This window comes from Nereida ignava, from assembly GCF_001049735.1.
In the GTDB taxonomy this organism is placed as follows: domain Bacteria; phylum Pseudomonadota; class Alphaproteobacteria; order Rhodobacterales; family Rhodobacteraceae; genus Nereida; species Nereida ignava.
In genome coordinates, this window is record NZ_CVPC01000002.1 from 223,309 (window position 1) to 243,183 (window position 19,875).

Below are 19,875 nucleotides of genomic sequence, written 5' to 3' on the forward strand. Positions count from 1 at the left end.
CCCCGCCGGAGGCGCACATAAATGACTGTTCCCATGATTTTTTCCGATGAAGTTGCGGCTGCGCGCAAAGCCGGCCAGCCTATCGTTGCTCTTGAAAGCACCATCATTACCCATGGCATGCCTTTCCCCCAAAACATTGAGGTCGCCCGCGGTGTAGAGGATGTGGTGCGCAAAAACGGTGCGGTGCCTGCAACAATCGCCGTGATGAATGGCACGCTTCATATCGGTCTGAACAGCGATCAACTCGATGCGCTTGGTCAGGCCGAGAACGTCGCCAAGCTGAGCCGCGCGGATATGGCGGCGTGCATCGCAACAGGTGGGACAGGCGCTACAACTGTTGCGGCCACTATGATCGGTGCGCGGATGGCGGGCATCAGTGTTTTTGCAACGGGTGGTATCGGCGGTGTTCACCGCGGCGCCGAGCACAGCTTTGATATTTCCGCTGACCTGCACGAGTTGGCCCAAACGCCGGTCACAGTTGTTGCCGCCGGCGCAAAGGCCATTCTTGACCTGCCAAAAACGATGGAGGTTCTCGAAACGCTTGGGGTGCCCGTCATCGCGTTTGGTCAAGATTATCTGCCCGCGTTCTGGTCTGCGACTTCTGACATCGCCGCGCCTTTGCGGATGGACAGCGCCGCACAGATCGCGGCGGCCCATCTGATGCGCATGCAGATGAACGTCCCCGGCGGACAATTGATTGCGAACCCGATCCCGCAAGGGGCGGAAATTCCACAAAACGTGCTGCACCCAATCATTGAACAGGCCCTTGCTGAGGCCGAGGCGCAAAACATTACCGCCAAGAAAGTGACACCATTTTTATTGGGTCGGATACTTGAGTTGACGGACGGTGCATCCCTGACTGCCAACATCGCACTGGTGCGCAACAACGCGCGCTTGGCCGCACAGATTGCTTCGGAAATAAGCAGCGCATCAAGATAACGCAGTTGGGGCGCCGTTATGTTGGCGCTGCCCGTTGTATCCGCAGGGCGCATAGCCTAGCTATGTCTTCAACACCCCGTTTTACAAGCAGATCAAATGCCAAACACTGACCCGTTCTCTCCCGATCTTCCGCCCCGCCGTGTTGGTCTTTTCTCGCGCATGCGGTCGAATTTTCTAACGGGTCTAGTGGTGATCGCACCGATCGGGCTGACCATTTGGCTGATCTGGACTGTTGTCGGCTGGATTGACGGGTTCGTTCTGCCGCTTGTGCCCCATTCATGGCAACCTGACCGGCTGATCCAAACCTATTTCGGCCTTGAGGTTGATCGTCAGATTAATGTTCGCGGCATTGGCGTTGTGATGTTTTTGCTGTTCACCGTGTTTATCGGTTGGATTGCCAAAGGGTTCATTGGGCGCAGCCTGTTGCGGTGGGCCGAAGGCATCGTTGAGCGGACGCCCGTGGTGCGCAGCATTTACGGTGGCGTCAAACAAATCGCCGAAACGATCTTTGCCCAAACAGATACGAACTTCGATAAGGCCTGCCTAATTGAATATCCGCGTAAGGGTATCTGGGCTATTGGCTTTATCTCGACCTCAACCAAGGGAGAGGTTTTGGACAAAGGCGGCGCAGATAAAATGATGTCCGTGTTCGTGCCGACCACGCCAAACCCCACATCGGGTTTTTTGCTGTTCTTTCCGACCGAGGACGTTATCGAGCTTGAAATGAGTGTCGAAGATGCGGCGAAATTGGTTATTTCGGCAGGCTTGGTTTACCCCAATTCTAAAGACCCATCCGCACCGGCAAAGGGCTAGCTCATGCCTAGAAACGTGATCTTTGTAGCCCTGTTGTTAGTCCTGATCGGTACCGTTTGGATAGCGTTTGATGCGCTGATGGCCCTTGGTGTGGGAGTTGGTGCGATTGTGGCCTTTGTGGTAATTTCTGGTCTAAACAACCCGCACATGGACGATGATGAGACCTAAGCCAGCATTGGTTGTTTGGCCATGGGTGTCAGTTAAACATTGCTGGTAAATCCACACTGCTTTTGACACCGATATCGCTCCAGTGATCCGTTAAGAACTGATCTGCAGCGCGCTGTCCCGCTTCTTTGAGTTGTCCCAAAACATAGCCCGATGGCAGCAATTTTGTTGCAACGCTCAGCTCATTCATCAACGGATCATCGGCAATCATATGCACGTTGATCGCCTTCATCGTACTTTCGCTAATCGTTCCATCGCCCAGCAACCGCTGCACAAATTCAATTGCGCGCAATTCGCGAAGCAGGGACGAATTGAAGCTGATCTCATTAATTCGGTTTTGGATGGCCTGCGCAGATACGGGCAGTTCTTCTCGGTGCAGCGGGTTGATATTAACCACGACAATATCACTGGGAAGCACGCCTTGAAACAGCGGAAACAGCGCGGGATTGCCGGTATATCCGCCGTCCCAATAGGCCTCATCGCGGCCCGTGTTGGGGTCAAATATCTGAACCGCCTTAAAGAGTGTCGGCAGGCAAGCACTTGCCATAATCGCCTCAGGGCAGATATCATCGTGGTCAAACACGCGGATTTTACCGCTGCGCACGTTGGTGGCACAGACAAAAAGCGCAGGGCCCTCATCGGCGCAAACCGTGTCATACCGAAACGCCTCTGCAATGCGCGCCAGCGGATTTTTGTACCACGGCCCAAGCGCATAGGGCGACATTACACGGCTGCTCAGATCAATGGCCGCAAAGGCGGGTGACATTTCAAAAGCGCGGCTCACAGATGCGGCGGAGCCATGCATCCAATCACTTAGCCCGCTGGCGTCCGTCGCCCCAATTTGGGACCACAGCCAGTTAAGGTTTTCCCGCGCACCTTCGCGCCCTGCGGTGACCATACCGGACTTGAATGCAGCCCCGTTCATGGCCCCCGCAGACGTTCCCGTGATGGCCGCAATTGTCAGCCGTTTTTCATCCAAAAGACGATCCAGAACGCCCCACGTAAAGGCCCCGTGCGCCCCGCCCCCTTGCAGTGCGAGGTTTATCGACTTGCTCGCCCCGCCCGTTTTGGCGCCAGTCACAACGCCGTCCAGCCACCATCAATGGAAATGGTCGTGCCAGTGATTTGGGCCGCCGCATCAGAGCACAGAAATGCAATCGTGCCGCCCATCTGCTCAACAGTTGCAAATTCCTTGGAAGGCTGGCGCTTGAGCATCACGTTTTTGATCACGTCCTCACGGCTCATATCGTATTCCTTCATGGTGTCGGGAATTTGCGCCTCGACCAAAGGTGTCAGCACATAGCCCGGACATACTGCGTTACAGGTGATCGGCTCTTCTGCGGTTTCTAAAGCTACGGTTTTGCTAAGCCCCACGATGCCGTGTTTGGCGGCAATATAGGCAGATTTATAGGGTGACGCGGTCAGCCCATGGGCGGACGCCACATTGATTATGCGCCCCCACCCTGCGGCGCGCATGCCGGTGATGGCGGCGGCAGATGTGTGAAAGGCAGAACTAAGGTTGATTGCGATGATGGCATCCCATTTGTTTGTCGGGAATTCCTCAATACCGGCTACGTGCTGAATGCCGGCGTTATTGACCAAGATATCGCACGCGCCCGCCTCCGCGATCAGCTTGCGACACTCGTCCGCCTTCGACATATCCGCCTGAATATATTGCGCTGAGACACCCGTCTCATCCGCGATGGATTGCGCCAAGGCGTGATCTTCCTCGTTATTTGTGTAGCTGTTGAGCACAACATTCGCGCCAGCACGCGCCAATTCCTTTGCCACGCCAAGCCCGATACCAGAGTTTGATCCAGTAATTACCGCTGTTTTGCCCGTCAAATCCGTAACAATTGCCATTCGTGAATGCTCCTTACCAAAGTGTTAAAGCCACCATAATGCTGCGAGTGCGAAATGCCAGTGTAATGGCGTTTACCCTCACGGATTGTTGTGTTGAATGACTGCGGATCAAATCGATTGGCCAAAAAAAACGCCAGCACGAAGCTGGCGTAAGTTATTGAGGCAGGTTTCATACAGGCAAGAAACCTATCGAGCAGTAACACTGGTATATCTGTTTCGCTAAGGCGCGCCAAGCAGAAATGTTTGCGTTGTATTAGCCCAGTGGTTGCGCTCCAATAGCAGTTAAACATGGTCGACGGGGGATTGTTTCCAAAATGAAACTAAATATTTTCAAGTATAGCGGTATGTTAGCGGTCGTAGTTACAGCAGTTTCAATCGCGGGATTCGCAGCTGCCGAGCCAAAACACGGGATCGCCATGTATGGTGAGCCGCAGCTACCACCAGATTTTGTGTCTCTCCCCTATGCAAACCCGAATGCTCCCAAGGGTGGTACTATCGCTACGGGTGAAGTTGGTACTTTTGACAGCTTGAACCCCTATATATTGAAAGGCAGTCCACCTTGGCAGTTGCGCTTTTTGGGCGTGGAAAGCCTCATGGGGCGTTCTTGGGACGAGCCATTTACGCTCTATGGACTTCTCGCCGAATCGATTGAGGTGGGTGAGAATCGCGAGTGGGTCGAATTCACCCTTCGCCCGGAGGCACGTTTTTCCGATGGCACCCCCGTTACGGTCGAAGATGTGATCTGGTCTTACGAAACATTGGGGACCGTCGGGCATCCGCGTTACCACGGGCTTTGGAAGAAAATCGAAAGTGCCGAAAAAACCGGTGAACGTTCGGTGAAGTTTACGTTCAACGAGGCAGATCGCGAACTTGCGTTGATCGCGGGCATGCGTCCCATCTTGAAAAAGGCACAATGGGACGGCGTTGATTTCGCCGACAGCAGTCTTGATATCGTGCCCATCACAACTTCCCCGTATGTTGTTGATCAATACGAGGCAGGCCGCGTTGTGGTGATGAAGCGCAACGACGATTATTGGGGCAAAGACCTGCCATTCCGCCGTGGCACCATGAACCTTGATGAAGTGCGTATGGAGTTTTTCGGGGATGGAACCGCGCAGTTCGAGGCGTTCAAAGCAGGTGTTTTGAACTCAAACCGTGAATTTAACGCGCAAAAATGGGACCAGCAATACGCCTTCCCCGCAATTGATGTGGGCGACGTGGTGAAGTCAGTGCTGCCTCATGAACGGCCCTCGGGCATCACAGGTTTTGTCATGAACACCCGTCGTGAGGCATTCCAAGACTGGCGCGTGCGCGACGCTCTGCTTCATGCGTTTAACTTTGAATTCATCAACAATGCTATGACGGATGGCAAGCAGCCGCGCATCACCAGCTACTATTCAAATTCTATCTTGGGTATGAAGGAAGGCCCCGCAGATGGCTTGATTAAAGAGTTTTTGACCCCCTTCGCGGACGAGCTTTTACCCGGCGCCCTTGAAGGATACACCCTACCCGTCAGTGACGGCTCAGAAGCCAACCGACGCAACATTAGGAAAGCCTTGCAGCAATTTGAAAGCGCTGGATATTCTGTTGATGATACAGGTGTCCTCGTTGATGCGAACGGAACGCCTTTCACTTTTGAAATTCTGCTCAAATCAGGATCATCCGAGAATATCGCGATCATCGAGCTTTATACAAAAGCGCTCGAGCGTGTTGGCATCACGCCGACCGTTACAACCGTTGATGGGGCGCAGTACAAAGACCGTACGACCAATTATGATTTTGACATGACGTATTATCGTCGTGGCTTATCCCTGTCGCCAGGTAACGAGCAATACGCGTACTGGGGTGCTGATGGCATCACTGAACCTGGCAGCCGCAATTGGATGGGCATGAATAGTCCCGCCGCAGAGGCGATGATTGACAAGATGCTGAATTCCGGAAGCCGCGAGGAGTTTTTGGCAGCAGTTCGCGCATTGGACCGCGTCCTGACCACAGGCCGCTACGTCATACCGATCTACCAGTTCAACATCAGCCGCATTGCCCACGCTAAGGAGCTTAAATACCCTGAAAACCTACCCATCTATGGCGACTGGATTGGTTGGCAGCCCGATGTTTGGTGGTTTGAAGCCGACTGAAAGAGCTAAAGTAACTAGACGCCCTGCGCCCCCATTGGTAAACGCGGGGCGTCTAGACATCGAAAGCAGCAAATATGCGCCTTTTCATCACACTACTCGCGATTTGCGCGGTCACTGCCTGCACTCCTGCACGATTGGCCACCAAAGCCGTGACAATACCCGTTAAAACGGTCGGTAAAGTCGTATTTTAGGACGTAGGCTCAAGTTCACAAAACGTAGGGACATAATTTAGATGCATACCCTCACGGAGTCAGATCTATGGCGCAAACTCTGTGCCGAAGCGCTTGGTACGGCTTTTTTGCTGATCGGTGTTGTGGGCTCCGGTATCATGGCGGAGACACTGTCTAACGGCTCAGTCGCGCTGGCTCTTTTGGCAAATGCAATCGCGACGGGCTGCATCCTCTATGTCATCATTACTGTGCTTGGACCAATCTCTGGCGCACATTTTAACCCTGCCGTTACGCTCGCCTTTTATGTGCGCAAAGAAATATCACGCACCGTGGCTTTGGGCTTTGCTCTAATGCAAATAGTTGGTGCAATTGTAGGGGTTTGGCTGACACATTTAATGTTTGAACTTCCGGTTTTCCAACTCGCAGGCACCGCGCTGACAGGTGTCTCGCAATGGGTATCAGAAGGGGTCGCGACGTTCGGTTTGTTGTTTGTGATCTTTGGGGGCTTACGCAGCAAACCAGAAGCCGTTCCCACACTCGTCGCACTCTACATAACCGGCGCATATTGGTTCACCTCATCAACAAGCTTTGCCAACCCCGCCGTCACAATTGCACGTGGCCTCTCCGATACATTCGCGGGGATTGCACCATCGGGCGTGCCTGCGTTCATACTTGTCCAACTGGTGACAGTCGTGATCTCCATACCGTTGCTGGCAAAACTGTTCTCAAAATAACACGCCGACATCCACCAATTCTTAACCCCTGCGGACCTAGCCTGAATAGGTAAACAGTTGCAGAGGTTCCCGATGATTTTGACGCCAGACGATATTCCCGCGATCAACCGCTACTTTCCGGCCACAGATATAAACAGCATGCGCTTTCTGACCCATGATCGTGACAAGTTGGTTTTGTATCTTGCGCGCGTTAATGAGTTGTCGATCACCGAAGCATCAGAGCAGCTTGATCTACTAATCGCCGTGCGGCCAACTGAGAATTTACAACACGCGGGATGACGCGGTCTTAGGCCAGCGATGTCACCCAAAGGATTGTTGCATCGTCCTCACTGGTCGAGATCACGTTGTGGCCCATTGCGGCGTCATAATACGCGCTGTCTCCGCGGCGCATCTCAACGGGCTCGTAAAACTCAGTAAAAAGGCGAATGGTGCCAGTAAGAACGTACAAAAACTCCTCACCATCATGGCGCACCCATCCGTCAAACTCATCAAGGGTCCGGGCACGAACCCGCGCGCGGTACGGCAGCATTTGTTTTTTGGTGAGAGAGGCCGAAAGCAACTCATGCTCGTAGGTCGTGGTAATTGTGCGGGCGCCCTCGCCCTCTTTGGTGATTGCCATGCGGCCATTTACCTGACCGTTCACCGGTGGTGTGAACAGCTGCGGGACAGAAATTTCCAGCCCAATCGCCAGCTTCTTAAGAGCCTCATATGTAGGCGACATCTGCCCGTTCTCAATTTTTGACAGGGTCGAGCGCGCCAATCCTGCTTGATTTGCTGCTTGTTCAAGGGTCCAGCCGCGCGCTTTGCGCAACTCACGGACCCGAGATCCAAGATCAACAGGTTCTGGCGCGGCATCCTCCCCACTTTCGCGGGCGATTTGGATCAGGGATTTTGCAGGTACATCAGTCATGAAAAGCCTATAGCCCACGCTAACAACCGCTGGCAACAATATGCTTTGCAAAGTTGCACAGGCCCCTGTTCAATTGGTTTGCGCGCTTTACATTCGCCCCGCTTCCCTGCCAAACACCACGCAACTCATCGCCAATGCCTCGTAAAGGAGATGCCCGTGGTTAAGCTTGATATTGTATCCGACCCAATTTGCCCTTGGTGTTACATTGGCAAAACGCATCTTTTCAAAGCGCTGGCAGAGGTGCCCGATCATCCCTTCACGATTGAGTGGCATCCGTTTCAGCTTAATCCTGATATGCCCGCGGCTGGCATGGACCGTCGTGAGTATCTGGAAACGAAGTTTGGCGGCAAAGAGGGTGCGGTCCGCGCCTACGCCCCCGTTGTAGAGGCCGCTGAAAAAGCGGGCCTTACGATCAACTTCGAAGGCATCACACGCACGCCCAACACGCTTGATGCGCACCGTGTCATTCATTGGGCAGGCATTGAAGGTAAGCAGACGGCAATGGTGCACGCACTTTTCAAAGCCTATTTTGAAGACGGGCGGGACATCGCGGATCACGAAACGCTCGCTGATATTGCCGACAGTGTTGAAATGGATGCAGCCCTTGTGCGCAAACTGCTGGCCACCGATGAAGATGCAAAAGACATTCGCGATCGGGATGCACACAGCCGCAAAATGGGTGTTAATTCCGTGCCCACTTTTGTTGTTGCAAATCAGCACGCTGTTCCCGGGGCGCAAGGTCCCGACTTGTGGGTCCAAGTGATCAACGACATCAAAGAACAGTTGGCATCACCCGAATGAGCCAAGCGCACACCCGCCGCGGGCCAACCCAGGCACTTGGTCCTCGCGAATTTATCGCGTTGATGGGGATGTTGACGGCAACGATTGCGTTCTCCATCGACGCGCTTTTGCCAGCGCTGCCAGATATCGCGCAAAGCCTGACGCCGAGTAATCCCAATAACGCCCAGTTGACAATCACCGCGTTTGTGTTAGGCATGGGGATTGGCACGTTTTTCGTGGGGCCTTTGGCAGATCGGTTTGGCCGTCGTCCGACGTTGATCTGTGGTGCGGTGCTTTATATCGCGTCCTGTATGGTTGCGATCTTCACCACCGAGATTACCCTTTTGCTGATCACCCGCGTCACCATGGGGCTTGGCGCATCTGCTGCACGGGTTGTTGCGATGGCCATTGTCCGCGACCAAACATCGGGCCGTGAAATGGCGCGACTGATGTCACTTATCATGATGGTTTTTGCTCTTGTGCCGGCGATTGCACCTTCGATTGGCGCGGTGATCGTTGGCTTTACCGGATGGCGCGGCCTGTTTGCGGCCTTCGCCGTTTTCAGCATTCTGACCAGCCTGTGGTTTTTAATCCGGCAACCCGAGACACTTGTCCAAAAGCGACCCCTCGCCTTTACCTCATTGGCCGCGGCCTTTCGTGAGATGGTGTCTCTCAGTGATGTGAGACGGTCGATCATGACGCAAACCCTTATTTATGCGTGTCTTTTTGCCGCCCTAAGTTCAACGCAACAGGTTTTTGCTGATGTTTACGGACAGGTGTCTCAGTTCCCGTACTGGTTCGCCTTGATCGCCGTGTTAGCCGCAAGCGCATCGTTCCTTAACTCAAAAATCGTCATAAAGCTGGGCATGCAGCGGGTCATATCAACGGCCCTGCTGGGACAGATCGCCATATCGGCTGTGATGATTTCGGTTTGGCTGTTGAGCCCTGCAAACAGCTTTGGGATCTATGTGATCTGGACCACATCTGTGTTCTTTATCGTGGGCCTTACACTAGGAAACCTGAATACATTGGCCATGGAACCCCTTGGGCACATCGCGGGGTTTGCGGCATCGCTATTGCAAGGTTCCGCCACCGTCGGTTCAGTTCTGATCGCGGCCCCCATTGGCCTTGCGTTTGACGGCACGCCCCTACCAGTCGCGATTGGCATCACGGTCTGCATCACGTTGGCCTATGTGACTGCGCGCCGCATTCGTCCCTAAGCTTTCGCTTTTTGCTTCTTTTTGTGGGCAATTGCTTTCTCGGCAAGGGCCTTAGCCAGAGCGAACGATCCTTTGATTTTGTCTGCTTCACTCGACCACTGTCGCGCAACCACGATCTTATTGTCGCGGACACGTGCATCGCCGTTCTGCTCATCCATAAAGGCAACAAGGCCCTCGGGGGATGCGTATTTGTTGTTGTGAAAGCTGATCGTCGCGCCTTTGGGGCCCGCATCCAACTTGGCAATCCCGGCCTTTTTGCACATCGCTTTAATCCGGACGACAAGCATCAATGTGTTCACTTCACGGGGCAGCTTACCGAACCGGTCGATCAACTCAGCAGCAAACCCTTCCAGTTCAACTTTACTCTGCAACCCACTGAGACGGCGATATAATCCAAGTCTCACATCAAGATCAGGAACGAAGTCTTCGGGTATCAACACTGGTACACCAAGGTTAATCTGCGGCGCCCATTGCCCGTCATCAATCAAACCTTCAGCCTTGCCAGACTTGATGTTGGCAATCGCTTCTTCAAGCATGGATTGGTAAAGCTCGTAGCCTACCTCACGCATCTGGCCCGATTGTTCTTCGCCAATCAAATTCCCTGCGCCGCGAATATCAAGGTCTTGGGATGCCAAGGTGAAACCGGCCCCAAGAGTATCAAGGCTGCCAAGTACGCGCAGACGTTTTTCGGCGGTAGGTGTCAGCTTCGCGCGGGGTTTTGTGGTCAAATATGCATAGGCGCGGGTTTTAGAACGGCCCACGCGCCCACGAATTTGGTACAGCTGCGACAGACCAAACATGTCAGAGCGGTGCACAATCATTGTGTTTGCCGTCGGAATATCGATGCCCGACTCCACAATCGTTGTCGCAAGTAGCACGTCGTATTTGCCGTCATAAAACGCGTTCATTGTATCATCGAGTTGCCCCGCAGCCATCTGACCGTTTGCCACGATAAAGCTGACTTCGGGAACTTCTTCGCGCAAGAACTCCTCAATCTCGGGTAGATCAGAGATGCGCGGAACCACATAGAACGACTGCCCACCGCGATAATGCTCACGCAGAAGCGCCTCGCGGATCGTTAAGGGATCAAATTCGCTGACGTAGGTTCTGATTGAAAGACGGTCCATCGGTGGCGTGCCAATAATCGACAAGTCGCGCACGCCAGAAAGCGACAATTGCAGCGTTCGCGGGATGGGCGTGGCGGTTAGCGTAAGAACATGGACATCTGTCCGCATCTGTTTCAAACGCTCTTTGTGCTGAACACCGAAATGCTGTTCTTCGTCAATAATAAGCAGCCCAAGACGTTCAAAACGCACAGATTTTGCCAGCAACGCGTGAGTGCCAATGCCAATGTCAACGGTACCCCGATTGATACCGTCACGTGTCTCACTGGCCTCTTTTGCAGACACGAAACGAGACAGCTGTCTCACCTCTAACGGAAAACCGCGGAAGCGTTCGGCGAATGATTTGTAGTGTTGGCGCGCCAATAGCGTTGTGGGCGCGATGATAGCGACCTGTACGCCCGACATTGCCGCAATAAACGCCGCGCGCATGGCGACTTCGGTTTTGCCAAAGCCTACATCGCCGCAAATGAGGCGGTCCATGGGTTGGCCGCTGGCCAGATCGTCAAGCACGTCGCCAATGGCGCTCAGCTGATCGTCAGTTTCTTGGTAAGGAAAGCGCGCCGAAAACGCATCCCACATACCTGAGGGTGGCTCCATCATCGGCGCTGTGCGCAAGGCGCGCTCTGCCGCGACACGGATCAACCGATCAGCGATCTGGCGGATACGTTCTTTAAGCTTGGCTTTCTTGGCCTGCCACGCACCACCACCCAACTTATCAAGCAGGCCCTGATCGTTGCCAAACTTGGACAACAGCTCAATGTTTTCAACGGGCAAATACAGTTTTGCCGCTTCCGCATATTCAAGGGACAGACACTCATGCGCCGCCCCTGCGGCTGTGACAACTTCAAGGCCCATGAAGCGACCAACACCGTGATCGACGTGCACGACCAAATCACCGGGGCTAAGGCTTTGGGTTTCAGACAGGAAATTATCCGCGCGGCGCTTTTTCTTGGCGCGGCGGATCAGCCTGTCTCCCAAGACATCTTGCTCTGAAATGACGACCATTTCAGGGCTTTCAAACCCGTGATCAAGTCCCCAGACCGCAAGGTGAACGCGACCTTTGACGATATCACCAGCGTTTGAAATCAGCGCGAGATCAACCAGCCCTTCATCCGCAAGAAGCCCGTGCAACCGTTCCCGCGCGCCTTCAGAATATGAGGCGATAATTACAGGGCGCTCTTGAATTGATGCCTTAATATGTGCTGACAAGCTGCTGAATAGGCTAATACTTTCTTGCTGACGTTCAGGTGAGAAATTCCGTCCAATCCTCCCACCCGCATCAATAACACCCGCACCTGTAGATTGCGGCAAAGCAACCAGCTGAAGCACGCGCCGCTCAGATGTAGCCGCGGTCCATGAGTCATCATCAAGATAAAGACCCGCAGGGTGCGCCGGCTTGTAAACAGTGCCCAGGCGTTTCTTCTGCTTCAGCGCCTCTTGGCGGTTTTCGTATTGGTCAACGATGCTGGCCCATCTGGCATCGCGCATGGCCACACTTTGATCATCAAGCGCAATTGCCGCGTTGGGCACATAATCAAACAGGGTCTCAAGATGATCGTGGAAAAATGCCAACCAATGTTCGATGCCGGCGTGTTTGCGCCCTGCGCTTACGGCCTCATAAAGCGGATCGTCTGTGTCTGCCGCGCCAAATTCAATGCGGTAGGTCTGGCGAAAGCGCGTGATCGCTGGCTCGTCCAAGATAACCTCGGACACTGGCGCCAATTCAACAACCGACAGCTTTTCTATGGTGCGCTGTGTTGCCGGATCAAACCTGCGGGCGCCGTCCAACACATCTCCAAAGAGGTCAAGCCGCACTGGCCCCGATTGCCCCGGCGGATAGACATCAATGATGCCGCCGCGGACCGCATAATCACCAGGCTCTACAACAGTGGGGCTTTGGGTGAAGCCCATGCGTACCAAAAACGCCCGCAACGCCTCTTCATTCACTTGGTGCCCGACAGTTGCGATAAAACTTGCCCCTTCAAGCACGCTGCGCGCAGGGATACGTTGGGTCGCGGCATTAAGAGTGGTCAGCAAGATAAACTGTTTCGGCCCACCCGCCACAAGCCCCGCCAGAACCGCCATCCGCGCCGCAGATACATCCGCATTGGGCGATGTGCGGTCGTAGGGCAGACAATCCCACGCAGGAAAGCTGATAACGGGGACGTCAGGTGCAAAAAACGCCAAAGCCTCGCGCATTGCCTCAAGGCGTTTGTCATCGCGCGCCACGTGAATAACGCTGCCACTTTTTTCGTACTCGCGCAGAAGCAGTTGGGCGTCATAGCCCTCGGGGGCGCCGGAAATGATCAGGGGTTGGGTCATGCGGATGACCTACCGCGCTGACGGGCCGCGTCAAGGCACAGACAGAAGTTTGAGCACGGATCGCACCATTTCAAAGGCTACCCACGACCATATTTTGATACATGCCCCAAATCGCGGTGATGAAAATAGAAATGATCCCAAGGACTTGGGTCCAAAACCTGTGTTTCAGAAGGCGGGCATGAAGCTGGTCCATGGTTTCGACATTGGACTCGATACTGCTGGCGGCGCGGATAGACATCAGCCCCAACAGTCCCATCGGGAACAGGATCAAGAATAACGCCTGCGCAAACTCAACACCGTACATAAAGCCCAATAAAAACAGTCCAGTGATCACAAAGCAGCCAAACCCAAAGATCAAAAGCCCTGACACTTCACCGATGATCAGCAGGCGGTTGATCGCCACACGCACCATATCGCGCAAGTCAGCCTCGGCCTGCCCCCCTTTGCGTTTCGCGCGTAAAACCAGATCAAACGGCACGCCCAGAACATAGTGGCTCGCCGATGACCAAAACACCGCGAGCGCGATCCAGTACCACAGGTTTGAAAATGATCTGAGGTCAATCAGTTCAAATACCGCTTCATACCAATCCAAGGGCCAACTCCGGCTAAATCATCACACGCCTCTGCGTCCGTTCGCTATAGCGAGGCCGCGCCTCGATGCCAACCGTCAACGCCCCTTGTTGGGTGCGCTGGATTGAGGCAAAGTGGCACAGAATTCAAAGACCGAAAGCCCCCTGACATGACACCTGTTACCGCCGCCTTCCCTGCAACACGCCTACGCCGTTTGCGTACATCCGACGCGTTGCGGCGCTTGGCCGGTGAAAACACACTGACCGTTGATGATCTGATTTGGCCCGTGTTTGTCATGGAAGGTACTGATGCAGAGCAGCCAATTGCCTCTATGCCTGGTGTTTCGCGGTTAACCATTGACCGTTTGGTGGATGCAGCGCGTGAAGCCCGTGATCTTGGCATTCCGGCCATGTGCATTTTCCCCTACATCGAGCCGGAGCTTAAGACGCAGGACTGCGCAGAGGCGTGGGGCAAGGATAATCTGTCGAACCGTGCCACCCGCGCGATCAAAGAGGCCGTGCCCGAGATTGCTGTGATGACGGACGTGGCTCTTGATCCCTATAACATCAACGGTCACGACGGGATTGTCCGTGATGGCGTTATCGTGAACGACGAAACTGTTGAAGCACTGATCAAAATGGCTTTGGCCCAAGCCGAGGCTGGTGCGGATATTTTGGGGCCATCGGATATGATGGATGGACGGATCGGGGCGATGCGTCGCGGGCTTGAAGAAGCAGGACATCAAAACGTGACGATCATGTCCTACTCAGCCAAATACGCCAGTGCATTTTACGGCCCGTTCCGCGATGCGGTTGGTGCATCTGGTGCGTTAAAGGGCGACAAAAAAACATATCAAATGAATCCCGCAAATAGTGATGAGGCCTTGCGCCATATTCACCGCGATCTGAGCGAGGGTGCGGATATGGTCATGGTGAAGCCGGGCATGCCGTATCTTGATATTTGCCAGCGCGTCAAAGCGGAGTTCGGTGTGCCCACCTACGCCTATCAGGTTTCCGGTGAATACGCGATGATCATGGGAGCCGCGCAAAACGGCTGGATCGACGGCGAGCGCGTGATGATCGAAAGCTTGCTGGCCTTCAAACGCGCGGGCTGCGATGGCATTTTGACGTATTTCGCACCCACCGTCGCCAGATTGCTGCAAAAAGCCTAGGCGAGAGGCTGCGCAGATCAAAGTTTATGCAGTTCCTGAGTGACATCAGGCGCGCCCCGTTATATTATTTAGATCGAAAATGTCGCAAAAAGCGGCAAATTGGCCAGATACAAAGGCCAAAAATTGGCACCTGAGCAGAGGCAAGACCATGACACAAAACACTACAGGTTCTCTATTTGACCAAGACCCTGCGGAAGCGGTTGCAAAGCCATCGCGCCGTGCATTTACCATGGGCGCGCTTGCCAGTTTGCCGATCTTGGCTGGTTGCGGCAACGGGATCGGCTCTAAAGGCGCGGGCAAAATTGATGCGCGCGTCGATCAAACATTGAACTTTATGTACAGTAAATACCCTGCAACCAACGATCTGGCGCAAAAAGCCAGCGGTATGTTGGTCATGCCATTGGTTACGGAAGCTGGTCTGATTGGGATCGGCGGCGCATACGGACGTGGTGCGTTGCAAGTGGGCGGATCTACTGTTGATTATTACTCAACTGCGCAAGGAAATGTGGGCCTGCAATTGGGCGCACAACAATACGCCCATGTTCTGTTCTTCATGACAGACGAGTCGCTAATGGATTTCCGCCGTTCCAAAGGCTGGGCTGCTGGCGCTGATCTTGAATATGCGTTCAAAGACCGCGGTGACAGCATCCGCGCAGGCACAATCACATCCCTGTCACCGGTGATTGCTGTAGTTTTCGGTCAGGCAGGTCTGCTGGTGGGCGCTACACTTGAAGGCTCAAAATACTCGCGCATTATTCCGTAAACATCCGCAAGATATGCGGTTGGCTGGGTTAACGCGCGCCTGTACTAACACGTGAAAGAGCCAGCCGATGCTGAGCATTACAAAATGGGTTTTTCGGCTTTTTGTCGGAGTTTGTGTCTGCTGCATCATGGCGGTGGGCGTGCTTTATATGTTCGCCTCCCGCTCTCTGCCCGATTATGATGCGGATGTTGCGCTGAGCGGCATTACAGCCCCCGTCGAAATCGTCCGCGACAACGCAAATGTGCCGCATATTGTTGGCAGCAACGACAAAGATGTTTTCTTCGGTCTTGGGTATGCCCACGCGCAAGACAGGCTGTGGCAACTCATCACCATGCGGCGGACCGTTCAGGGACGTTTGTCTGAAGTGTTTGGGCCCGAGACACTGCCGATTGACCGCGTCCTACGCAGGTTGGACCTTTACACACTTGCGACGCAATCAGTCTCGGTCCAAACGCGTGAGACTTTGGCGGCTCTTGAGGCTTATTCGGCCGGTATCAACGCACGGTTATCGCAGATTAACGCGGATGCTCTTGGACGCGGCGCACCCGAGCTGTTCTTGTTTTCCAATCAAATCGCCCCTTGGCAGCCCGCAGACAGTATCGCCCTGATTAAGTTAATGGCGCTGCAAGGCACTACCCATCTTGAACAGGAAGTCCTTCGCGCGCGCACCTCATTGGTATTGTCGAACGAACGGATGTTGGACCTGCTGCCCGACACACCCGGTAAGGGCCTTGCCGATCTGCCTTCATTTGCGGAGGTGATGCCCCAAGGTAGCACGCGCGTTTATGCGGCAAGCACCCCAAAACCGCAGCACCCGCTTTCCCCATTTAGGCCCCGCGATCTTGCAGGTGCATCCAATGCGTGGGCTGCTGCACCGTCACGTTCTGCCACTGGTGGTAGCCTTTTGGCCAGTGACCCGCATTTGGCGTTTTCATCCCCCTCAATTTGGTATCTGGCGCGGCTTGAACTTGCTTCAGGCGGCATAATTGGGGGCACAATTCCGGGTATTCCCCTGGTATTAATGGGGCGGAGTGCTGCTTTGGGATGGGGGCTCACGGCGTCTTACGCTGACGACCAAGACCTTGTTTTTGAACAGCTTAATCCTGATGATCCCACACAATACCGCACGCCAAATGGCTTTGCGCAGTTCAGGACCCGCGATAGCATCATCAACGTCAAGGACGCGCCGTCCGAGACACTTACGCTGCGCTGGACCGAAAACGGGCCGGTCCTGCCGCCGGAGCATTACAATCTCGGCACCCTGATGCGCGACGGGTATGTTGCCGCGCTTAACTGGACCGCTCTGTCGCCCAAAGACACATCAATGAGTGCTGGTATGGCGCTTATGATGGCCAAATCGGTGCAGGGCGCCGCAGACGCCGCACAGACATTTATCGCGCCGTCGCAAAACCTGATGCTGGCAGATAGCAACGGCGTTGGCATGGTTACAATCGGCGCCCTGCCCGCACGGGATGCACGCCACCAAACCAAAGGGCGCTTGCCAAGCCCGGGATGGGTCGCACAAAACAGATGGCAAGGGATCCTGCCCCCCGAAGCCAGTCCACGCATTTTGACGCCTGAGGGTGGTATAATCGGCAATACCAACAACAAAGTGACCGATGCCGCGTTCCCTAACCACGTCAGTTTCACCTACGGCGATACCCAGCGGATCACCCGTTGGGCCCGCCTGATGCAATCACGCCAAGTGCATACCCGCGACAGCTTCATCGAGGCACAGCTTGATACAATCAGCGTCACGGCCCGCACCATTCTGCCGCTGATTGGGGCAAATCTGTGGTTCACTGGTCCGCCTGCCCCCGCTGGCACGCCCGAGCGTCAGCGACAGCGCGCGCTAACGCTTTTGGCGGATTGGAACGGCGAGATGAACGAACACTTACCAGAGCCACTGATCTATTCTGCATGGGTCAAAGCGCTTCAGACACGGCTGATCCGCGACGAACTTGGCCCGCTTCATACTGAGTTCACCCACGTTGAGCCTATTTTCCTTGAACGGGTGTACAGAGATATTGATGGGGCTGCCGCTTGGTGTGATGTGGTGCAATCTGCGCCGCTTGAAACCTGCGAAGACATGGCGAGGCTTGCACTTGATGATGCGATCATCTGGATCAATGAAAGATACGGCACCGCCCTTGAATCCCTACGCTGGGGCGACGTCCATCAAGCAACCCACGACCACCCTGTGCTGGGTGAAACACCCATTTTGCGGCACGTGGTCAACATTCGGCAAAGCACTTCTGGCGGGGATAATACGTTGATGCGAGGGCGTACATCCGGGGATCCTGCCGATCCGTTTCATAACGTACACGGCGCAGGCTACCGTGGTGTGTATGACTTTGCTGACCCTGATAGTTCCGTTTTCATTATTTCGACGGGCCAATCAGGGCATCCGCTGTCGCGCCACTATGACGACCTTGGTGTACTGTGGCGGCGGGGCGAATATATCCCAATGTCGCTCAATCTTGATCTTGCACGGGCTGGTGCGACAGGTGTTACCCGCCTTTTACCGCGTTAATGCGCCACATCAAGTAAGCAACATAAGAGTCTGATATGCTTATAAATCGCGGAACTTCTTAGCCTGCCGCGCAGTCCATTTTACCTTGAAGATATAGCCGGTTTCATCGGCGCTTTCTTCCTCTATCACACCCTCTTCAAACAGCCACGCGCGGCCTTTGCCGTTGGCGTATGGAACATTTAGGGTCTCCATATGAAGGTCCGGTGTCAGGGTTTGTGAAACAGCCGCTAGAAGATCATCCAAGCCCTGTCCCGTGAGCGCCGATACAACGTGCAACGTGTCAGAACGCGATGCAGTCTCAATTGCCCCATCGCGCGCGCTGTCATCTAGCAAATCAATTTTGTTCCAGACCTCAATCATCGGCGCAGTCTCGGCAACCCCTAGATCAGCCAGAATGGTCATGACATCGCGTGCCTGATTTTCTGTTTCAGGATGGCTGATGTCACGCACATGCAAAATCAGGTCGGCGTCCAACACTTCCTCAAGGGTCGCGCGGAAAGCAGCAACAAGCTGCGTTGGCAAATCAGAGATAAAGCCCACGGTGTCGGACAAAATAATCTCTGGACCGTCTTCGATTTCCAGCCGGCGCATCGTGGGGTCAAGCGTTGCAAAAAGCATGTCTTTGGCGAATACATCCGCACCGGTTACCCTATTGAAAAGCGTCGATTTCCCCGCGTTTGTGTAGCCGACCAAAGCGACAACAGGGAACGGTACTTTTGCACGTGCCGCACGGTGAAGCGCGCGGGTTTTGACCACTTTTTCAAGCTGTTTACGCAAGCGGCCCATTTGATCATCGATGGCACGGCGGTCCGCTTCGATCTGTGTCTCGCCGGGACCACCAACAAAGCCCAGACCACCCCTTTGGCGCTCAAGGTGGGTCCAAGCCCGCACCAGGCGGGTGCGTTGATAGGCCAAATGCGCCATCTCAACTTGCAAAACACCTTCACGAGTGCGCGCACGATCGCTGAAAATCTCAAGGATAAGACCCGTGCGATCAAGCAGTTTCACGCCCCATGCTTTTTCAAGGTTACGTTGTTGAACGGGCGTAACGGGACCGTCGACCAAGACCAGCTCGATGTCGTTGTCATTGAACATGACGCGCAGCTCTTCGATCTTACCTTTACCAAAAAGCATGCCCGCATGAACTTTTGGAAGCGAGACAACTGTCCCTCCTTCCACATCAAGGTTCGGCAAAGCTTCGCCCAAAGCAATTGCTTCCGCCAAAGCATCATTCGCCTCGCGCCGATCGCGGTCGCTTTTTATGTCAGGATGGATCACCCACGCCCGAGTGTTGGGCGTTTCGGTCTCGAAATGTTCAGTGCTCACGTGCGGCTGGCCTTACGGCTCTTCACCGTCATAAAGGCTGATTGGTGTGGAAGGCATGACCGTTGAAATGGCTTGCTTGTACACCAATTGTGACTGACCATCGCGGCGCAAAAGCACGCAAAAATTATCAAACCACGTGATAACGCCCTGCAATTTAACGCCGTTAATCAAGAAAATGGTCAATGGAACCTTCGTTTTACGTACGTGGTTCAGGAATGCGTCTTGCAAGTTCTGCTTGTCAGCCATCAGTTGTGGTCCTTTTTGCCGGATCGTTTATCGATCTCTCCCCGTGCTGGGGTTACCGCATTTATGTAGGTTCAAAGGCAAAACTTCCACC

18 protein-coding genes are annotated in these 19,875 nt (G+C 54.3%); 11 read left to right on the forward strand and 7 right to left on the reverse strand.

What is annotated here, in order from left to right; genetic code table 11:
* Positions 1-21 precede the first annotated feature (21 nt).
* The 3 genes from NIG5292_RS01295 (at position 22) to NIG5292_RS14910 (ending at position 1,920) form a co-directional block, all read left to right on the forward strand.
* Positions 22-939 (forward strand): pseudouridine-5'-phosphate glycosidase, encoded by a 918-nt coding sequence (locus NIG5292_RS01295; RefSeq protein WP_048597529.1) that lies wholly within the window; start codon positions 22-24, stop codon positions 937-939.
* Between the two features lie 96 nt (positions 940-1,035).
* Positions 1,036-1,752 (forward strand): DUF502 domain-containing protein, encoded by a 717-nt coding sequence (locus NIG5292_RS01300; protein WP_048597530.1) that lies wholly within the window; start codon positions 1,036-1,038, stop codon positions 1,750-1,752.
* Between the two features lie 3 nt (positions 1,753-1,755).
* Positions 1,756-1,920 (forward strand): hypothetical protein, encoded by a 165-nt coding sequence (locus tag NIG5292_RS14910; RefSeq protein ID WP_158441637.1) that lies wholly within the window; start codon positions 1,756-1,758, stop codon positions 1,918-1,920.
* 28 nt (positions 1,921-1,948) lie between these two features.
* Here the strand turns inward: NIG5292_RS14910 and NIG5292_RS01305 are convergent, their stop codons facing one another.
* Positions 1,949-2,998: a patatin-like phospholipase family protein gene (locus NIG5292_RS01305; protein ID WP_048597532.1), complete on the reverse strand. Its 1,050-nt coding sequence runs from the start codon at positions 2,996-2,998 to the stop codon at positions 1,949-1,951.
* Positions 2,995-3,780 (reverse strand): 3-hydroxybutyrate dehydrogenase, encoded by a 786-nt coding sequence (locus NIG5292_RS01310; RefSeq protein WP_048597534.1) that lies wholly within the window; start codon positions 3,778-3,780, stop codon positions 2,995-2,997. Before NIG5292_RS01310 ends, NIG5292_RS01305 begins: the two co-directional genes overlap by 4 nt.
* 314 nt (positions 3,781-4,094) lie before the next feature.
* On the opposite strand from NIG5292_RS01310, the gene NIG5292_RS01315 reads away from it, so the two are divergent.
* From NIG5292_RS01315 to NIG5292_RS01325, 3 genes are all read left to right on the forward strand, one after another.
* Entirely contained in the window at positions 4,095-5,915 is a 1,821-nt protein-coding gene (locus NIG5292_RS01315) for an extracellular solute-binding protein (RefSeq protein ID WP_048597535.1), read from the forward strand.
* A gap of 232 nt (positions 5,916-6,147) precedes the next feature.
* Positions 6,148-6,819, forward strand: a complete 672-nt coding sequence (locus tag NIG5292_RS01320) for an aquaporin (protein WP_048597536.1) — start codon at positions 6,148-6,150, stop codon at positions 6,817-6,819.
* A gap of 72 nt (positions 6,820-6,891) precedes the next feature.
* A complete protein-coding gene (locus NIG5292_RS01325) occupies positions 6,892-7,098 on the forward strand; it encodes a hypothetical protein (protein WP_048597538.1) in 207 nt (68 codons plus the stop codon).
* A 7-nt stretch (positions 7,099-7,105) separates the two neighbouring features.
* Here NIG5292_RS01325 and NIG5292_RS01330 read toward each other — a convergent pair whose 3' ends face one another.
* Complete coding sequence (locus tag NIG5292_RS01330; RefSeq protein ID WP_048597721.1) at positions 7,106-7,729, reverse strand: helix-turn-helix domain-containing protein; 624 nt, start codon at positions 7,727-7,729, stop codon at positions 7,106-7,108.
* A gap of 150 nt (positions 7,730-7,879) precedes the next feature.
* Between NIG5292_RS01330 and NIG5292_RS01335 the strand changes: the two genes are divergently transcribed.
* Entirely contained in the window at positions 7,880-8,530 is a 651-nt protein-coding gene (locus NIG5292_RS01335; RefSeq protein WP_048597540.1) for a DsbA family oxidoreductase, read from the forward strand.
* Entirely contained in the window at positions 8,527-9,729 is a 1,203-nt protein-coding gene (locus tag NIG5292_RS01340; protein WP_048597542.1) for a multidrug effflux MFS transporter, read from the forward strand. The genes NIG5292_RS01335 and NIG5292_RS01340 overlap by 4 nt, the downstream gene beginning before the upstream one ends.
* Here the strand turns inward: NIG5292_RS01340 and mfd are convergent.
* A complete protein-coding gene (gene mfd, locus NIG5292_RS01345; protein WP_048597544.1) occupies positions 9,726-13,175 on the reverse strand; it encodes a transcription-repair coupling factor in 3,450 nt (1,149 codons plus the stop codon). The two genes, NIG5292_RS01340 and mfd, sit on opposite strands and share 4 nt — an antisense overlap.
* Before the next feature lie 70 nt (positions 13,176-13,245).
* Complete coding sequence (locus NIG5292_RS01350) at positions 13,246-13,767, reverse strand: hypothetical protein (RefSeq protein WP_048597546.1); 522 nt, start codon at positions 13,765-13,767, stop codon at positions 13,246-13,248.
* A 147-nt stretch (positions 13,768-13,914) separates the two neighbouring features.
* Here NIG5292_RS01350 and hemB point away from each other — a divergent pair, with 147 nt between their 5' ends.
* From hemB to NIG5292_RS01365, 3 genes are all read left to right on the forward strand, one after another.
* Positions 13,915-14,916 (forward strand): porphobilinogen synthase, encoded by a 1,002-nt coding sequence (hemB, locus tag NIG5292_RS01355; protein ID WP_048597547.1) that lies wholly within the window; start codon positions 13,915-13,917, stop codon positions 14,914-14,916.
* Positions 14,917-15,145: 229 nt separating this feature from the next.
* On the forward strand, positions 15,146-15,679 hold the full coding sequence (locus NIG5292_RS01360) for a lipid-binding SYLF domain-containing protein (RefSeq protein WP_048597722.1): 534 nt from the start codon (positions 15,146-15,148) through the stop codon (positions 15,677-15,679).
* A gap of 67 nt (positions 15,680-15,746) precedes the next feature.
* On the forward strand, positions 15,747-18,212 hold the full coding sequence (locus NIG5292_RS01365; protein ID WP_048597550.1) for a penicillin acylase family protein: 2,466 nt from the start codon (positions 15,747-15,749) through the stop codon (positions 18,210-18,212).
* 39 nt (positions 18,213-18,251) lie between these two features.
* Here NIG5292_RS01365 and hflX read toward each other — a convergent pair whose 3' ends face one another.
* Positions 18,252-19,538 carry a GTPase HflX gene (gene hflX / locus NIG5292_RS01370; RefSeq protein ID WP_048597552.1) on the reverse strand — a complete coding sequence of 429 codons (1,287 nt, stop codon included), beginning with the start codon at positions 19,536-19,538 and terminating at the stop codon, positions 18,252-18,254.
* 12 nt (positions 19,539-19,550) lie between these two features.
* Entirely contained in the window at positions 19,551-19,787 is a 237-nt protein-coding gene (hfq, locus tag NIG5292_RS01375; RefSeq protein ID WP_048597554.1) for an RNA chaperone Hfq, read from the reverse strand.
* Between the last annotated feature and the right edge of the window lie 88 nt (positions 19,788-19,875).